We start from the raw sequence: 15,679 nt of genomic DNA on the forward strand, positions 1-15,679 counted from the left end.
TCTTCTTTAATTAGGGTCGGGACAGCGTTGAACGGGGTAGTTCGCCACGAGTGGCTTGTTATTAGCGTAGTGCGCTTTGTGGGAGGCTGACTGAGGCCGGGCTGTGTCATGGGTTTATCCAGACTAGTGCCCGATGTCACGGTCGACAAATTTCCAATGCGGGATGTGATGTTTCTACCGAATCCGTGCTTTTTATTGGCGGGATGAGAAACGATGCTCAGCGTCTTATAAATGAAACATCGCCCTCAGCTATACTCCCCCGCAATTTGATCCGCACCGAGGACTGACTGTGAAGAACTGGACGTTGCGCCAACGCATTTTGGCGAGCTTTGCGGTAATTATCGCGATCATGCTGCTGATGGTTGTGGTGTCTTTTTCTCGGCTGATGAAGATCGACGCCGGCGCAGAATCGGTCCGCACCGATGCGGTCCCGGGGGTGTATTACAGTTCGATGATCCGCGGTGCGTGGGTCGACAGTTTTAACCTCACCCAACAGCTTGTCGGCCTTTCCGGGCATCGTGAAATGACCGTCGCCGACCAGACCATGTACAAAAGTTTCGAAGAGCGCTTGAACGAGCAAATAGCCAACTACCGTAAAACCATTTTCACGGAGGACGACCAGGTCCTGTTCGACGAGTTCGAAGTGCGTCATCAGCTCTACAACAAAGAAATGACCAACGTTCTCGATCTCTATCAGCGCAAAGAGTACGACCAGGCGGTTCTTGCCCTGGAGCAAAAACTGACGCCGGCCTGGGTCAATGGGCGCAAGCAATTGAACAGCCTTCTTGAAAATAATCACGCTCTGGCTGAACAATCCACGCTGGCCATCAGTGACGCGGTGACGGCCGCCAAAATCAGCATGGGCGTCTCTTTGCTGGTGGCAATCATCGTCGCCGGCCTCTGCGGCCTGCTGTTGATGCGCGCGATCATGGCACCGATGAATCGCATTGTGGATATCCTCGAAGTCATGCGCACTGGCGATCTCAGCAGTCGCCTGAATCTTGATCGCAAGGACGAGTTCGGCGCGGTGGAAACCGGCTTCAACGACATGATGACCGAACTCACCTCGTTGGTGTCCCAGGCCCAGCGCTCCTCGGTGCAGGTCACCACGTCGGTCACCGAAATCGCCGCGACCTCCAAGCAGCAACAGGCCACCGCCACCGAAACCGCAGCCACCACCACCGAAATCGGTGCGACATCCCGTGAAATTGCCGCCACCTCACGCGACCTGGTGCGCACCATGACCGAAGTCTCCACCGCCGCCGACCAGGCTTCGGTGCTGGCCGGTTCTGGTCAGCAAGGCTTGGCGCGCATGGAAGACACCATGCACTCGGTGATGGGCGCGGCAGATCTGGTGAATGCCAAACTGGCGATCCTCAATGAGAAGGCCGGCAACATCAACCAAGTGGTGGTGACCATCGTCAAAGTCGCCGACCAGACCAACCTGTTGTCCCTGAACGCCGCGATCGAAGCCGAGAAGGCCGGCGAGTATGGTCGCGGGTTTGCCGTGGTCGCCACCGAAGTGCGACGTCTGGCAGACCAGACCGCCGTGGCCACCTACGACATCGAGCAGATGGTGCGCGAGATCCAGTCGGCGGTGTCGGCCGGGGTCATGGGCATGGACAAGTTCTCTGAGGAAGTGCGCCGCGGCATGTCCGAGGTGCAGCAGGTGGGCGAGCAGCTGTCGCAGATCATTCATCAGGTTCAGGCGCTGGCGCCGCGGGTGTTGATGGTCAACGAAGGCATGCAGGCTCAGGCCACCGGCGCCGAGCAGATCAACCACGCGCTGGTGCAGTTGGGCGATGCCAGCAGCCAGACGGTTGAGTCCTTGCGCCAGGCCAGTTTCGCCATCGACGAACTGAGCCAGGTGGCCGTGGGGCTGCGTGGCGGTGTCTCGCGATTCAAAGTCTGATGAGCGAACTTACGGCCAGGCGCGGCGTGGCGATGCCGACGAAGCAGTCGTTGTTTCTGGTGTTCCGCATCGGCAATGAGCGCTACGCCTTGCAGGCCATTGAGGTGGCTGAAGTACTGCCGCAACTGCCGTTGAAGCCCATTCCCCGGGCGCCGGACTGGGTGGCGGGGGTGTTCGCCTATCGTGGCGCGGTGGTGCCGGTGATCGACCTCAGCGCGCTGACGTTTGGCCAACCGGCCCAGGCCCGCACCAGCACGCGGCTGGTGTTGGTGCACTATCGGCCGGATGAGGCGAGGCCTGCGCAATTGCTCGGGCTGATTCTGGAGCAGGTCACCGACACGTTGCGCTGCAACCCGGCGGACTTTCAGCCTTATGGCCTGGACAATCGCCAGGCGCCGTACCTCGGCCCGGTGCGCGAAGATGCCCAGGGGCTGCTGCAATGGGTGCGGGTTGCCGATTTACTGGATGCACAGGTTCGCGCCTTATTGTTTCCCTCGCCGCCGCTGGACCTGGCGCAGTTTGAGGAGCAGGGATGAGCAGCGATCAACGGTTTTTCGATTTCCTCAAGGAACGTATCGGCCTGGATGTCGGCTCGGTCGGCCCGGCGATCATCGAGCGTGCGGTGCGCCAGCGCATCACGGCGGTTCGGGCGCTGACGGCCGATGAGTATTGGCACACGTTGTTGGGTTCGCGTGACGAACAGCAGGCGCTGATTGAAGCGGTGATCGTCCCCGAAACCTGGTTTTTCCGTTACCCGGAATCCTTCGCCACGCTGGCGAAACTGGCGGCCAAGCGGCTGGCAGCGATCAACAACATGCGCGCCCTGCGGATTCTCAGCTTGCCGTGTTCTACCGGCGAAGAACCGTACTCGATCGCCATGGCATTGCTTGATGCCGGGCTGGCGCCGCACCAGTTCAAGGTCGACGGCATGGACGTCAGCCCGCTGTCGGTGGAAAAGGCCAGGCTCGCGCTGTACGGCAAGAATTCGTTTCGTGGCCAGGACCTCGAGTTTCGCGAGCGCCATTTCACCGCTGAACACGATAACTATCGCCTCAGCGGGCGCGTGCTTGAACAAGTGCGTTTACAGGTCGGTAACCTGCTGGATCCGACCTTGCTGGTCAACGAGCCGCCCTATGACTTCGTGTTCTGTCGCAACCTGCTGATTTATTTCGACCAGCCGACCCAGCAGCAAGTGTTCGAAGTGCTCAAGCGTCTGACTCACATCGACGGCGTGCTGTTTATCGGCCCGGCCGAGGGCAGTCTGCTCGGCCGTTTCGGCATGCGCTCGATCGGTATACCGCAGTCGTTTGCCTTCAGTCGCCAGAGCGCGCTCGAGCCGCTTGCGACCTTCGCGCCGATGTCGCTGCCCGTGCAGCAACCGTTGCGCAGCATGACTCCGCCGCCTGTGCGCAGTCGGCTTTTTGCGACGGTCGTGCCGATGCCTCGGGCTGCCGCCATCCCTTCGGCCACTTCTTCGGACGCCGCCACGCTGTTGGCGAATATCGCCGCGCTGGCCAATGAAGGCAAAAGTGCCGAGGCCCGCGCCGCGTGCGAAAGTTATTTGCGCAGTCACGAACCGGTGGCCCAAGTGTTCTATTGGCTGGGGCTGCTCAGCGATGTCGCCGGCAGTGCCCTGGAGGCCCAGGGGTTTTATCGCAAGGCGTTGTACCTCGAACCGCAACACCCCGACGCGTTGATGCACCTGGCGGCCTTGCTGCAATCCCAGGGCGACACGGCGGGTGCCAGACGATTGCAGGCCCGCGCCGCCCGCAGCGAGCGCGCCGCTGACAGTGAGCGTAAACGATGAACGCCTCCGACACCTTGAGCGTCACCCATGAAGATGCCCAGGCCATCGACGACTGCTGGAATCGCATCGGTATCCACGGCGACCAGTCCTGCCCGCTGCTGAGCGAGCACATTCATTGCCGCAATTGCGCGGTGTATTCGGCTGCCGCCACGCGCTTGCTCGACCGCTACGCCTTGCAGCAGGATGACCGTGGGCAAATCTCCACGGTGGCCGAGAGCGAGGTGAAAACCCGTTCGCTGCTGATGTTTCGCCTCGGCGAAGAGTGGCTGGGCCTGGCCACTCGCAGCCTGGTCGAAGTGGCGCCACTGCAAGCGATCCATTCCTTGCCGCACCAGCGTTCCCGGGCATTGCTCGGCGTGGCGAATGTGCGCGGTGCCTTGGTGGCGTGCCTGTCTTTGGTGGAGCTGTTGGGGCTCGACGACACCAGTAGTGTGGCGCCCGGCGCGCGGGTAACGCCGCGGATGCTGATCATCGCCGCCCACGGCGGGCCGGTGGTGGTGCCGGTGGACGAAGTGGACGGGATTCACGCCATCGACGAGCGCATTCTCGATGCCGCGTCCCAGTCCGGCACCCAGGCCAGCGCCAAATACACCCGCGGAGTCTTGCCATTCAAAGGTCGCAGCCTGCGTTGGCTGGATGAAGAGCAGCTGCTGTCTGCCGTGACCCGGAGCCTCACATGACCCCCGACCAAATGCGTGACGCCTCTTTGCTGGAGCTGTTCAGCCTGGAAGCCGAGGCCCAGACCCTGGTGCTGAGCGCCGGTCTGCTGGCGCTGGAGCGCGATCCGACCCAGGCCGATTACCTCGAGTCGTGCATGCGCGCGGCCCATTCGCTCAAGGGCGCGGCGCGAATTGTCGGCGTCGATGCCGGGGTCAGTGTTGCCCATGTGATGGAGGATTACCTGGTCAGCGCCCAGGAAGGGCGCCTGTACCTGCGACCCGAACACATTGATGCGCTGTTACGGGGCACCGATCTGCTGATGCGGATTGCGACGCCGAACAATGCTCCGGCGCCTGCGGATATCGACGCTTATGTCGTCTTGATGGGACGGCTGCTTGAACACATGGCGACGGTTGCCCCCATCGCGCTGCCGATGGCAGAACCTCAGCTCGAACCGCCGACACCCAGGGTCGAGCCGCCCGGTCGTGCTGCCGAAACACCCGTCGACACACTCATTGAAACACCCCAGGCAGAGCCCGCCGAGCCTGCGTCCAAGACCAGGCGCGCCACCGACACTGGCGAGCGCGTATTGCGCGTCACGGCCGAGCGCTTGAATAGCCTGCTCGACCTGTCGAGTAAATCCCTGGTGGAAACCCAGCGCCTCAAGCCGCACCTGGCCACCATGCAGCGCCTTAAACGCATGCAGAGCAATGGCCTGCGGGCGCTGGAAAACCTTAACGTCCATCTCAAGGACCATGCCTTGAGCCTCGAAGCCCAGGAAGCCTTGGGTGACGCCCGCCGATTGCTGGCCGAGTCCCAGCAATTGCTGGTGGAAAAAAACGCCGAACTGGACGAGTTCGCCTGGCACGCCAGCCAGCGCGCACAGGTGTTGTATGACACCGCGCTGGCCTGTCGCATGCGGCCGTTCGCCGACGTGCTGAGCGGTCAAGTGCGCATGGTCCGCGATCTTGGGCGCAACCTTGGCAAACAGGTGCGGCTGGAGATCGAGGGCGACAAGACTCAAGTCGACCGCGACGTACTGGAAAAACTCGAAGCGCCGCTGACGCACCTGCTGCGCAATGCGGTGGATCACGGTATCGAAACCCCGGAACAGCGGCGCTTGGCCGGCAAACCGGAGGAAGGCGTGATCCGTTTGCGAGCCTCCCATCAGGCCGGTCTGCTGGTGCTGGAACTGAGCGATGATGGCAATGGCGTCGACCTGGAAAAGGTCCGCCGCACGATCGTCGAGCGGCAGTTATCCCCAGCCGAGACTGCCGCGCAGTTGAGCGAAGAAGAGCTGCTGACGTTCCTGTTTCTGCCGGGTTTCAGCCTGCGCGACACGGTCACAGAAGTCTCCGGGCGCGGCGTCGGGCTGGATGCGGTTCAGCACATGGTCCGGCAGTTGCGCGGCGCCGTGGTGCTGGAGCAGACGGCGGGCGCGGGCAGTCGTTTCCATCTTGAAGTGCCGCAGACGCTGTCGGTAGTGCGCAGCCTGGTGGTGGAAGTCGGTGACGAGGCGTATGCCTTCCCGCTGGCGCACATCGAGCGCATGTGCGACCTGGAGCCGGAAGACATCGTGCAGGTCGAAGGCCGGCAGCACTTTTGGTACGAAGGCCGGCATGTCGGGCTGGTCGCCGCCAGTCAGCTATTGCATCGGCCGGCGAGCCAGAACAGCGCGCAGACCCTCAAAGTCGTGGTCATCCGCGAGCGCGAGGCGATCTACGGGGTGGCGGTCGAGCGGTTTATCGGCGAGCGGACGCTGGTGGTGCTGCCGCTGGACGAGCGTCTGGGCAAGGTACAGGACATTTCCGCCGGGGCTTTGCTCGACGACGGCTCGGTGGTGCTGATCGTCGACGTCGAAGACATGCTGCGTTCGGTGGACAAACTGCTCAATACCGGGCGTCTGGAACGCATTGCCCGGCACGCCAATCAGGCCGTTGAAGCCGCGCGCAAACGGATTCTGGTGGTAGACGATTCGCTGACCGTTCGTGAGTTGCAGCGCAAGTTGCTGCTCAATCGCGGCTACGACGTCGCCGTGGCGGTGGACGGTATGGATGGCTGGAATGCCCTGCGTTCGGAGGATTTCGATCTGCTGATCACCGACATCGACATGCCGCGCATGGACGGCATCGAGCTGGTGTCTTTATTGCGTCGCGACAATCGCCTGCAATCGTTGCCGGTGATGGTGGTGTCCTACAAGGACCGCGAAGAAGACCGTCGCCGTGGACTGGACGCCGGCGCCGACTATTATCTAGCCAAGGCCAGTTTTCATGATGATGCCTTACTGGATGCAGTCGTTGAGCTCATTGGAGGGGCGCGAGCATGAAAATCGCCATCGTCAACGATATGCCCATGGCGGTAGAGGCTTTACGCCGCGCCCTGGCGTTCGAACCGGCGCACGAGGTGGTCTGGGTCGCCAGCAACGGGGTGGAGGCGGTGCAACGTTGCACCGAATACACCCCGGATCTGATCCTGATGGACTTGATCATGCCGTTGATGGACGGCGTGGAAGCGACCCGGCGGATCATGGCCGAGACCCCGTGCGCGATCGTCATCGTCACCGTCGACCGTCAGCAGAACGTGCACCGGGTGTTCGAAGCCATGGGCTACGGAGCGCTGGATGTGGTCGATACCCCGGCGCTGGGCGCAGGTAACCCTCAGGAAGCCGCTGCGCCGCTGCTGCGCAAGATCCTCAACATTGGCTGGTTGATCGGTGACCACAGCAATCGGGAGCGATCGACACCGAGCCCGCACCGCAACTCGGCCTCGCGCCAGCACCTGGTGGCGATCGGTTCATCCGCTGGCGGGCCGGCGGCGCTGGAAGTGCTGCTCAAGGGCCTGCCCCGGGATTTTTCGGCGGCCATCGTGCTGGTCCAGCATGTGGATCAGGTGTTCGCCGCCGGCATGGCCGAATGGCTGGCCAGCGCCAGCGGCCTGGACGTGCGCCTGGCCCAGGAAGGCGAACCGCCACAAAGCGGCACGATCCTGCTGGCCGGTACCAATCATCACATCCGCTTGCTGAAAAACGGCACGCTGGCCTACACCGCCGAACCGGTCAACGAGATCTATCGGCCTTCGATCGATGTGTTTTTCGAGAGTGTGGCCAATTACTGGAGCGGTGATGCCGTGGGCGTTCTACTGACCGGTATGGGGCGTGACGGCGCCCAGGGGCTTAAACTCATGCGCCAACAGGGCTACCTGACCATCGCTCAGGACCAGAACAGCAGTGCCGTGTACGGAATGCCCAAGGCGGCCGCAGCCATCGACGCTGCCGTGGAAATCCGCCCACTGGACAAGATAGCGCCACGTTTGCTGGAGATTTTCCAAAAATGACTATCATTAGCAGCAATCGTGGCCCAAGCAGTACTCAGGTGACCGCACATGAATGAATTACAGCTCGACGACTTCAAAACCGACGAAAACGCCGCCATGGTGTTGTTGGTGGACGATCAGGCGATGATCGGCGAGGCGGTGCGCCGTGGTCTGTCGAACGAAGAGAACATCGACTTCCACTTCTGCGCCGACCCGCACCAGGCCATCGCCCAGGCGATCCGCATCAAGCCGACGGTGATCCTTCAGGACCTGGTCATGCCCGGCCTGGACGGCCTGAGCCTGGTGCGCGAATACCGTAATCACCCGGCGACCAAGGACATTCCGATCATTGTCCTGTCGACCAAGGAAGACCCGCTGATCAAGAGCGCGGCGTTTGCCGCCGGGGCCAACGATTACCTGGTCAAGCTGCCGGACAACATCGAACTGGTGGCGCGCATCCGCTATCACTCGCGCTCCTACATGACCCTGCTGCAGCGTGACGCGGCGTACCGTGCGTTGCGGGTCAGCCAGCAACAGTTGCTCGACACCAACCTGGTGCTGCAACGCTTGATGAACTCCGACGGCCTGACCGGGCTGTCGAACCGTCGGCACTTCGACGAATACCTGGAACTGGAGTGGCGGCGTTCGTTGCGTGACCAGACGCAATTGTCGTTGCTGATGATCGATGTCGACTATTTCAAGTCCTACAACGACAGTTTTGGCCACCTCGAAGGCGATGAAGCCCTGCGCAAAGTCGCCACGGCCATTCGCGACGCCAGCGCCAGGCCATCGGACCTGCCGGCCCGTTACGGCGGCGAAGAGTTCGTCCTGGTCTTGCCCAACACCTCGCCGGGCGGTGCGCGGCTGGTGGCGGAAAAACTGCGCCAGACCGTGGTCGGGTTGAAGATCCCGCACATTTTCCCGACCGAAGGTTCGTGCCTGACCATCAGCATCGGCCTGTCGACCGTGATCCCGCAGCCGGGCAGCGACTGCCGGCAATTGATCTCGGCGGCGGACAAGGGGCTGTACCTGGCGAAGAACAATGGGCGCAATCAGGTGGGAATAGAATGAACCGGCAGGTTCATTTGCCCCTAAAGCCGCCAGGCGGGCTGCCTTGACAGCGTGATTACGTTATACTCGCCGGCTTTCAAAAGTTCGCCAACGAGTGCTGCCCGCCATGGAAATCAACCCGATCCTTAACAGTATCAAGGACCTGTCCGAGCGCTCCGAAACTATTCGGGGGTATCTTTGACTACGATCAAAAGCATGAGCGTCTGACCGAAGTCAATCGCGAGCTTGAAGATCCGAGTGTCTGGAACAACCCTGAGTACGCTCAGAACCTGGGTCGCGAGCGCTCTGCGCTGGCCCAGATCGTAGAAACCCTCGATGAAATGTCCAGCGGTCTGGCCGATGCCAAGGACCTGCTGTTGATGTCTGCCGAGGAAGAAGACCAGGCCGCCGTCGACGACGTAGCCCTTGAAGTGGAGCGCTTGCGCGAAGCCCTCGAGAAGCTCGAATTCCGTCGCATGTTCAGCGGCGAGATGGACCAGAACAACGCCTACCTGGACATCCAGGCCGGTTCCGGCGGTACCGAGGCCCAGGACTGGGCCAACATCCTGCTGCGCATGTACCTGCGCTGGGCGGATAAACGCGGTTTCGACGCAACCATCATGGAATTGTCGGCCGGTGAAGTCGCCGGTATCAAAGGTGCGACCGTGCACATCAAGGGTGAATACGCCTTTGGCTGGCTGCGTACCGAAATCGGCGTGCACCGTCTGGTGCGTAAGAGCCCGTTCGACTCCGGCAACCGTCGTCACACCTCGTTCTCGGCCGTGTTCGTATCGCCGGAAATCGATGACAACATCGAAATCGACATCAACCCGTCGGACCTGCGCATCGACACCTACCGCTCCTCCGGTGCCGGTGGTCAGCACGTAAACACCACCGACTCGGCCGTACGGATTACTCACGTACCGACCAACACCGTGGTCAGCTGCCAGAACGAACGCTCCCAGCACGCCAACAAAGACACCGCGATGAAAATGTTGCGGGCGCGCTTGTACGAGCAGGAAGTGCAGAAACGCAACGCCGCCTCCCAGGCTCTGGAAGACACCAAGTCGGACATCGGCTGGGGTCACCAGATCCGTTCGTACGTGCTCGATGCCTCGCGGATCAAGGATCTGCGCACCAACATCGAACGCAGCGACTGCGACAAGGTGCTCGACGGCGACATCGACGAATACCTGGTGGCGAGCCTGAAACAAGGGCTGTAAGGCACGCCCTACAGCGATCCCCAGCCGAAGGCTGGGGGCAACGAATCTGTGATGGAATTTTTAAAGACATGAGCGACCTACAACTCGACCCGCAAGCCCTGCAACAGGAAGAAAACTCCCTGATCGCCCTGCGCAAGGAAAAGCTTGCTGCCGAGCGCGCCAAGGGCCAGGCCTTCCCCAACGACTTCCGCCGCGACGCCTACTGCGAAGACTTGCAGAAGAAGTACGCGGACAAGACCAAGGAAGAGCTGGCAGAGGCTGCGATCCCGGTCAAGGTTGCCGGTCGTCTCATGCTCAACCGTGGCTCGTTCATGGTGATTCAGGACATGTCCGGGCGCATCCAGGTTTACGTCAACCGTAAAACCCTGTCCGAAGAAACCCTGGCCGCGGTGAAAACCTGGGACCTGGGCGACATCATTGCCGCCGAAGGCACCCTGGCCCGTTCCGGCAAGGGCGACCTGTACGTTGAAATGACCAACGTGCGCCTGCTGACCAAATCCCTGCGCCCACTGCCGGACAAGCACCACGGCCTGTCCGACACCGAGCAGCGCTACCGCCAGCGTTACGTCGACCTGATCGTCAACGAAGACGTGCGCCAGACCTTCCGCGTGCGTTCGCAAGTGATTGCGCACATCCGCAGCTTCCTGATGAAGCGTGACTTCCTGGAAGTCGAAACGCCGATGCTGCAAACCATTCCGGGTGGTGCGGCGGCCAAGCCGTTCGAAACTCACCACAACGCGCTGGATATGCAGATGTTCCTGCGTATCGCGCCGGAGCTGTACCTCAAGCGTTTGGTTGTCGGCGGGTTTGAAAAAGTCTTCGAAATCAACCGCAACTTCCGTAACGAAGGCGTTTCGACCCGGCACAACCCCGAGTTCACCATGCTCGAGTTCTACCAGGCCCACGCTGACTACGAAGACAACATGGACCTGACCGAGGAACTGTTCCGCGAACTGGCGCAGCTGGTTCTGGGCAGCACCGACGTGCCTTACGGCGACAAGGTGTTCCACTTCGGCGAGCCGTTCGTGCGCCTGTCGGTGTTCGACTCGATCCTCAAGTACAACCCGGAACTGACCGCTGCCGACCTGAACGACATCGACAAGGCCCGCGCCATCGCCAAGAAGGCCGGCGCCAAGGTGCTCGGCTTCGAAGGCCTGGGCAAACTGCAGGTGATGATTTTCGAAGAACTGGTCGAGCACAAGCTGGAACAGCCGCACTTCATTACCCAGTACCCGTTCGAAGTGTCGCCGCTGGCCCGTCGTAACGACGAGAACCCGAGCGTCACCGACCGTTTCGAACTGTTCATCGGCGGCCGTGAAATCGCCAACGCCTACTCCGAGTTGAACGACGCGGAAGACCAGGCCGAGCGCTTCATGGCGCAGGTGGCCGACAAGGATGCCGGCGACGACGAAGCCATGCACTACGACGCCGACTTCGTTCGCGCGCTGGAGTACGGCATGCCGCCAACGGCTGGCGAAGGGATCGGCATCGACCGTCTGGTGATGTTGCTGACCAACTCACCGTCGATCCGCGACGTGATCCTGTTCCCGCACATGCGTCCGCAAGCGTAAATGTTTCAATTAAAAAGCCGCCTAAAACAGGCGGCTTTTTATTGCCTGTCTGGTACAAACGTATCAATTGGTTACTTTTGACGTTAGAGAGGAATACCTGTCGTGAATCGTGCAATTGCTCAAGAAGGTGCAGCGGATATCGCCACTGCGGTCGCTGAAAGTGTTCAGTACCAGGGCCGCAAGGCCAGCCGACAGGGCAGCGAACAGCGTCGACAGGACATTCTCGACGCGGCGATGCGCATTGTCGTGCGCGATGGCGTGCGTGCCGTGCGTCACCGTGCGGTGGCCGCCGAGGCCTGTGTGCCGCTGTCGGCCACCACTTACTACTTCAAGGACATCGATGACCTGCTCACCGATACCTTTGCCCAATACGTGGAACGCAGCGCGGCATACATGGCCCGGTTGTGGGCCAGCAACGAAGGCCTGTTGCGCGAGATGGTTGTCAGCGGTGATGGCACCGCCGAGTCGCGCTCGCAGCTGGCGGACGATATCGCACGGCTGATGGCTGACTATGTTCATCGGCAATTGATCAATCGCCGCGAGCACTTGATGGCCGAGCAAGCCTTCCGCCAGGAAGCGTTGCTTAACCCGCGTCTGGCGTTGTTGGTGCGTTCCCATCAGCAAATTCTCTTGCAGGGCACCTGCCAGCTTTTCGAAGTATTGGGATCCCGCGAGCCACAACAAGATGCCAAAGTGTTGACGGCGATTGTCGGACGGATGGAATATCAGGGCCTGCTCAACGATGCCGAGCCTGTTGCCGAAGAGGAAATGCTCGGCATCCTGACCCGCTACATGCACCTGGTGCTGGCGTCGGTGTAACCCCTTGTGGGACTCAACCTTGTGGGAGAGTGGCCAGTAGGGGGCATCGTGTGTCGATAGGGAGTGTTGAATGAAAGCCTGGCGTGTCGTGGTGATCGCCTTGTCGTTCCTGCTGCTCAGTGGCTGCCTGGTGACCTTCAAGGAGTCGCTGCCCGCCAGCGAGCCCGCGCCCAAAGGGCTGCTCGGCAAATGGGCCAGCACCAACGCCTGGGGCGAGCCGATGAACCTGGAACTGACACGCGTCGGCGACAATCACTACCAGGCGGTCAGCTACTTCAAGGCCAAACCCCATGAGCGCGAAGCCTATCCCTTCACGGTGTCGCGCCATGGCAATCGCTGGTACCTGTCGGCGAAGGTGCCGGCGCAGTTCGGCGGGCATTTCACCATCGCCGGTTTCGAGCTCAACGATAAGCACGAACTGGTGGTCTACAACCTCGACCTTGAGCAGATCAGACAGGCCATGGGGCAAGAAGCCCTCAGTGGCGAAGGCTTTCAGACTGAAGATGGCGATGGGGTGTTGATCAACAACAGCCTGGATCAGGTATTCGCCTACCTCGACGACCCGGCCAATTCCGATGTGTTCGTCGAAGCGGTACGCTATCAGCGCCTGGCCAAAACCAAATAAACCCAGCACGTAACAGCTTTACTACAGGAGTCTCGGGTGGACGAATACCAGCAGACGATACGCATGTTGTCCGATCGCATAGTGCTGGCGCAAACGCCGATTCGCATTCTGGATGCGGTCAAGTGGGATGACAGTATTCGCAAGGGGTTCCTCAAGGGCAAGGGCAAGGAAATGCCGGCCGTGGACCGCGACTACTACCTCAATCGACCGCTGTCGTTCGACTCCAGCAAAGTGAAGCTGGAATTCCAGAACATCGAGCGCGACATCACTCGGCAACTCGGCCAGTTCAACCCGGTCGGGCAGATCATGCGCCGCATGTGCAAGGAATACCGCATGGTGGTGCGCATGCTTGAAGCGCGCGGCACCGAGGATTTCGGGCTGATTTCCCAGGAATTGTACGGCGCGGCCTCCGATGCGTTTCACGCCGGCGACCCGACCCTGGCCGACCTGGGGCTGATGCTCTCCGATTACCTGAACAACATCGACGGCCGTGGCGACCTCAAGGACGAACCGAAAGTCCTCACGGCCAAGGAAGCCGTCGACCTGCTGCAACATCGGTTGAACAAGGTGTTTGGCGAAAACGAGGAAACCATCCGGGTGTTCGAGTCCGACGGGATCGTCGCCGACGCGGCAGCCGGCGCCGACTACATCAAGATCCGCACCGACGCGATGTTCAACAATCGCGACGTGCGTGCGCTGGAAGTCCATGAAGGGCTGGTGCATGTGGGCACCACCCTCAACGGCCTGAACCAGCCGATCTGTACGTTCCTGTCCAAGGGCCCGCCGTCGTCCACCGTGACTCAGGAAGGCCTGGCGATCCTGATGGAAATCATCACCTTCGCCTCCTACCCGAGCCGCTTGCGCAAACTCACCAACCGCACCCGCGCCATTCATATGGTGGAGGAGGGCGCGGACTTCTTGCAGATCTTTGAGTTCTTCCGGGCTCAGGGCTTTGAAATGGCCGAAAGCTACGGCAATGCCAGTCGGGTGTTCCGCGGCTCGGTGCCCAATGGTCTGCCATTTACCAAAGACTTGTCCTACCTCAAGGGCTTTATCATGATTTACAACTACATTCAGTTGGCCGTGCGCAAAGGCAAGCTGGAGCAGATACCGCTGTTGTTCTGCGGCAAGACTACGCTGGAGGACATGCGGACCTTGCGCCAATTGGTGGACGAAGGTCTGGTGGTGCCGCCCAAGTACCTGCCCGAGCAGTTCCGCGACATGAACGCGTTGTCGGCGTGGATGTGCTTCTCCAACTTCCTCAACCACCTGAGCCTGGACCGGATCGAAGCGGATTACTCCAATATCCTTTGATTCAGATCATTCCCACGCTCTGCGTGGGAATGCCGCCATGGACGCTCCGCGTCCACTGTGACGCAGAGCGTCACGGTATGCATTCCCACGCGGAGCATGGGAACGATCACCCACATTGAGGCTTCACCGGATGAGAATCCTCGGCATCTTCTGCCTGCTCCTGGCCCTCGGCGGTTGCAGCTCTTTGCTGTTCTACCCCGAGCCCGGCCAGCCGTTCACCCCGGAAAAAGCCAAGCTCGACTATCGCGACGTCACCCTGACTACTGCCGACGGCCTCAAACTGCATGGCTGGTGGCTGCCGGCGAAAAAAGGCGTCGAAGTCAAAGGCACTGTGCTGCACCTGCACGGTAACGGCGGCAACCTGGCGTGGCATCTGGGTGCGAGCTGGTGGTTGCCGAAGCAGGGCTATCAGGTGTTGCTGGTGGACTATCGCGGGTACGGATTGTCCGAAGGTAAGCCGGCGTTACCGGAGATTTATCAGGACATCGACGCCGCCTTCACATGGCTCGACCAGGCGCCGGAGGTCAAGGGCAAGCCGTTGATCCTTCTCGGTCAGAGCCTTGGCGGTTCGATGGCGGTGCATTACCTGGCCCAGCATCCCGAGCGCCAGCGGCAACTCAAGGCTTTCGTGCTCGATGGCGTGCCTGCCAGCTACCGCGATGTCGGGCGTTTCGCCCTTAGCACCTCCTGGATGACCTGGCCGTTCCAGGTGCCGTTGTCCTGGCTGGTGCCGGATGGCGATAGCGCGATCCGTTCCATGACGCAGCTCAATGGTGTACCGAAACTGATCTATCACAGTATCGATGATCAGCTGGTGCCCCTTTCCAACGGCATCCGACTGTATCAAGCTGCGCCGCCACCGCGAGTCCTGCAACTGACCCGTGGCGGTCATGTGCAAACCTTCGCCGACCCGGTCTGGCGCAAAGTCATGCTGCGCTACCTCGAAGACCCGCAGCATTTCAACGGCCTGCGCCGCCTGGGTGAAATCCCCAACTACCCGGCACCCCCGAATTCTGAAGATGAACCACCAGAGAGTCCGCAATGAGTGAAGAACGTAACGCCATCCCGCTGATCATCACCGGTATTTGCAGCATCCTCGGCACCGTCGGGGCCTTGTGGTGGTACGGCTACCTGCACTTCGCCAAACCCGAGGATGCGTTGCTGCTCAGCGACTTCACCATGCTCAAGACCGTGCCGGGCGAAGACTACAAAATCTCCCTGGAACCAGCCGCGCAAGTGGCGCAGTGCATCGATGGCGTGCTGGTGATGTTTGATACCGAACAGAAAGGCCTGACCGGCGTACTGGTCAACAACAAGAAAAAAGCCGTGCGCTGCATGGGCCAGGAAACCCCGCAAAAACTCGAACAGTAAAATCCCACCTCCATT

14 protein-coding genes are annotated in these 15,679 nt (G+C 60.9%); all 14 read left to right on the forward strand.

All coding sequences use genetic code 11. From position 1 onward, the window contains the following. Positions 1 to 289: 289 nt before the first annotated feature. A complete protein-coding gene (locus tag AC1RL4_RS08615; RefSeq protein ID WP_230175177.1) occupies positions 290 to 1,912 on the forward strand; it encodes a methyl-accepting chemotaxis protein in 1,623 nt (540 codons plus the stop codon). Beyond that, entirely contained in the window at positions 1,912 to 2,448 is a 537-nt protein-coding gene (locus tag AC1RL4_RS08620; RefSeq protein ID WP_026346089.1) for a chemotaxis protein CheW, read from the forward strand. The genes AC1RL4_RS08615 and AC1RL4_RS08620 overlap by 1 nt, the downstream gene beginning before the upstream one ends. Beyond that, the gene (locus AC1RL4_RS08625) at positions 2,445 to 3,719 is read left to right on the forward strand and encodes a CheR family methyltransferase (protein WP_230175175.1); all 1,275 of its coding nucleotides are present in this window, start codon (positions 2,445 to 2,447) and stop codon (positions 3,717 to 3,719) included. The genes AC1RL4_RS08620 and AC1RL4_RS08625 overlap by 4 nt, the downstream gene beginning before the upstream one ends. Beyond that, the gene (locus AC1RL4_RS08630; protein ID WP_230175166.1) at positions 3,716 to 4,399 is read left to right on the forward strand and encodes a chemotaxis protein CheW; all 684 of its coding nucleotides are present in this window, start codon (positions 3,716 to 3,718) and stop codon (positions 4,397 to 4,399) included. Before AC1RL4_RS08625 ends, AC1RL4_RS08630 begins: the two co-directional genes overlap by 4 nt. Beyond that, positions 4,396 to 6,705 (forward strand): hybrid sensor histidine kinase/response regulator, encoded by a 2,310-nt coding sequence (locus AC1RL4_RS08635; protein WP_493119480.1) that lies wholly within the window; start codon positions 4,396 to 4,398, stop codon positions 6,703 to 6,705. Before AC1RL4_RS08630 ends, AC1RL4_RS08635 begins: the two co-directional genes overlap by 4 nt. Beyond that, positions 6,702 to 7,712, forward strand: a complete 1,011-nt coding sequence (locus AC1RL4_RS08640; protein ID WP_230175162.1) for a chemotaxis response regulator protein-glutamate methylesterase — start codon at positions 6,702 to 6,704, stop codon at positions 7,710 to 7,712. The genes AC1RL4_RS08635 and AC1RL4_RS08640 overlap by 4 nt, the downstream gene beginning before the upstream one ends. A 48-nt stretch (positions 7,713 to 7,760) precedes the next feature. Further along, positions 7,761 to 8,762 (forward strand): response regulator, encoded by a 1,002-nt coding sequence (locus tag AC1RL4_RS08645; RefSeq protein ID WP_019581613.1) that lies wholly within the window; start codon positions 7,761 to 7,763, stop codon positions 8,760 to 8,762. Between the two features lie 106 nt (positions 8,763 to 8,868). After that, a protein-coding gene (prfB, locus tag AC1RL4_RS08650; RefSeq protein ID WP_096481021.1) for a peptide chain release factor 2 occupies positions 8,869 to 9,964 on the forward strand; the annotation gives its coding sequence in 2 pieces (ribosomal slippage) (positions 8,869 to 8,940 and positions 8,942 to 9,964; 1,095 coding nt in all). 68 nt (positions 9,965 to 10,032) lie between these two features. Next, positions 10,033 to 11,535: a lysine--tRNA ligase gene (gene lysS, locus AC1RL4_RS08655; RefSeq protein WP_019581612.1), complete on the forward strand. Its 1,503-nt coding sequence runs from the start codon at positions 10,033 to 10,035 to the stop codon at positions 11,533 to 11,535. A gap of 102 nt (positions 11,536 to 11,637) precedes the next feature. Further along, a complete protein-coding gene (locus AC1RL4_RS08660; RefSeq protein ID WP_007940176.1) occupies positions 11,638 to 12,354 on the forward strand; it encodes a TetR/AcrR family transcriptional regulator in 717 nt (238 codons plus the stop codon). Positions 12,355 to 12,424: 70 nt separating this feature from the next. Beyond that, positions 12,425 to 12,979 carry a hypothetical protein gene (locus tag AC1RL4_RS08665; RefSeq protein WP_019581611.1) on the forward strand — a complete coding sequence of 185 codons (555 nt, stop codon included), beginning with the start codon at positions 12,425 to 12,427 and terminating at the stop codon, positions 12,977 to 12,979. 63 nt (positions 12,980 to 13,042) lie between these two features. Beyond that, positions 13,043 to 14,293: a flavohemoglobin expression-modulating QEGLA motif protein gene (locus AC1RL4_RS08670; RefSeq protein ID WP_172901247.1), complete on the forward strand. Its 1,251-nt coding sequence runs from the start codon at positions 13,043 to 13,045 to the stop codon at positions 14,291 to 14,293. 130 nt (positions 14,294 to 14,423) lie between these two features. Next, on the forward strand, positions 14,424 to 15,338 hold the full coding sequence (locus tag AC1RL4_RS08675; protein WP_007940179.1) for an alpha/beta hydrolase: 915 nt from the start codon (positions 14,424 to 14,426) through the stop codon (positions 15,336 to 15,338). Beyond that, positions 15,335 to 15,664: a PA3694 family proteiin gene (locus tag AC1RL4_RS08680; protein ID WP_007940182.1), complete on the forward strand. Its 330-nt coding sequence runs from the start codon at positions 15,335 to 15,337 to the stop codon at positions 15,662 to 15,664. The genes AC1RL4_RS08675 and AC1RL4_RS08680 overlap by 4 nt, the downstream gene beginning before the upstream one ends. The last annotated feature ends 15 nt before the right edge of the window (positions 15,665 to 15,679 follow it).

It is taken from the genome of Pseudomonas sp. GW822-FHT07A10 (genome assembly GCF_058798795.1).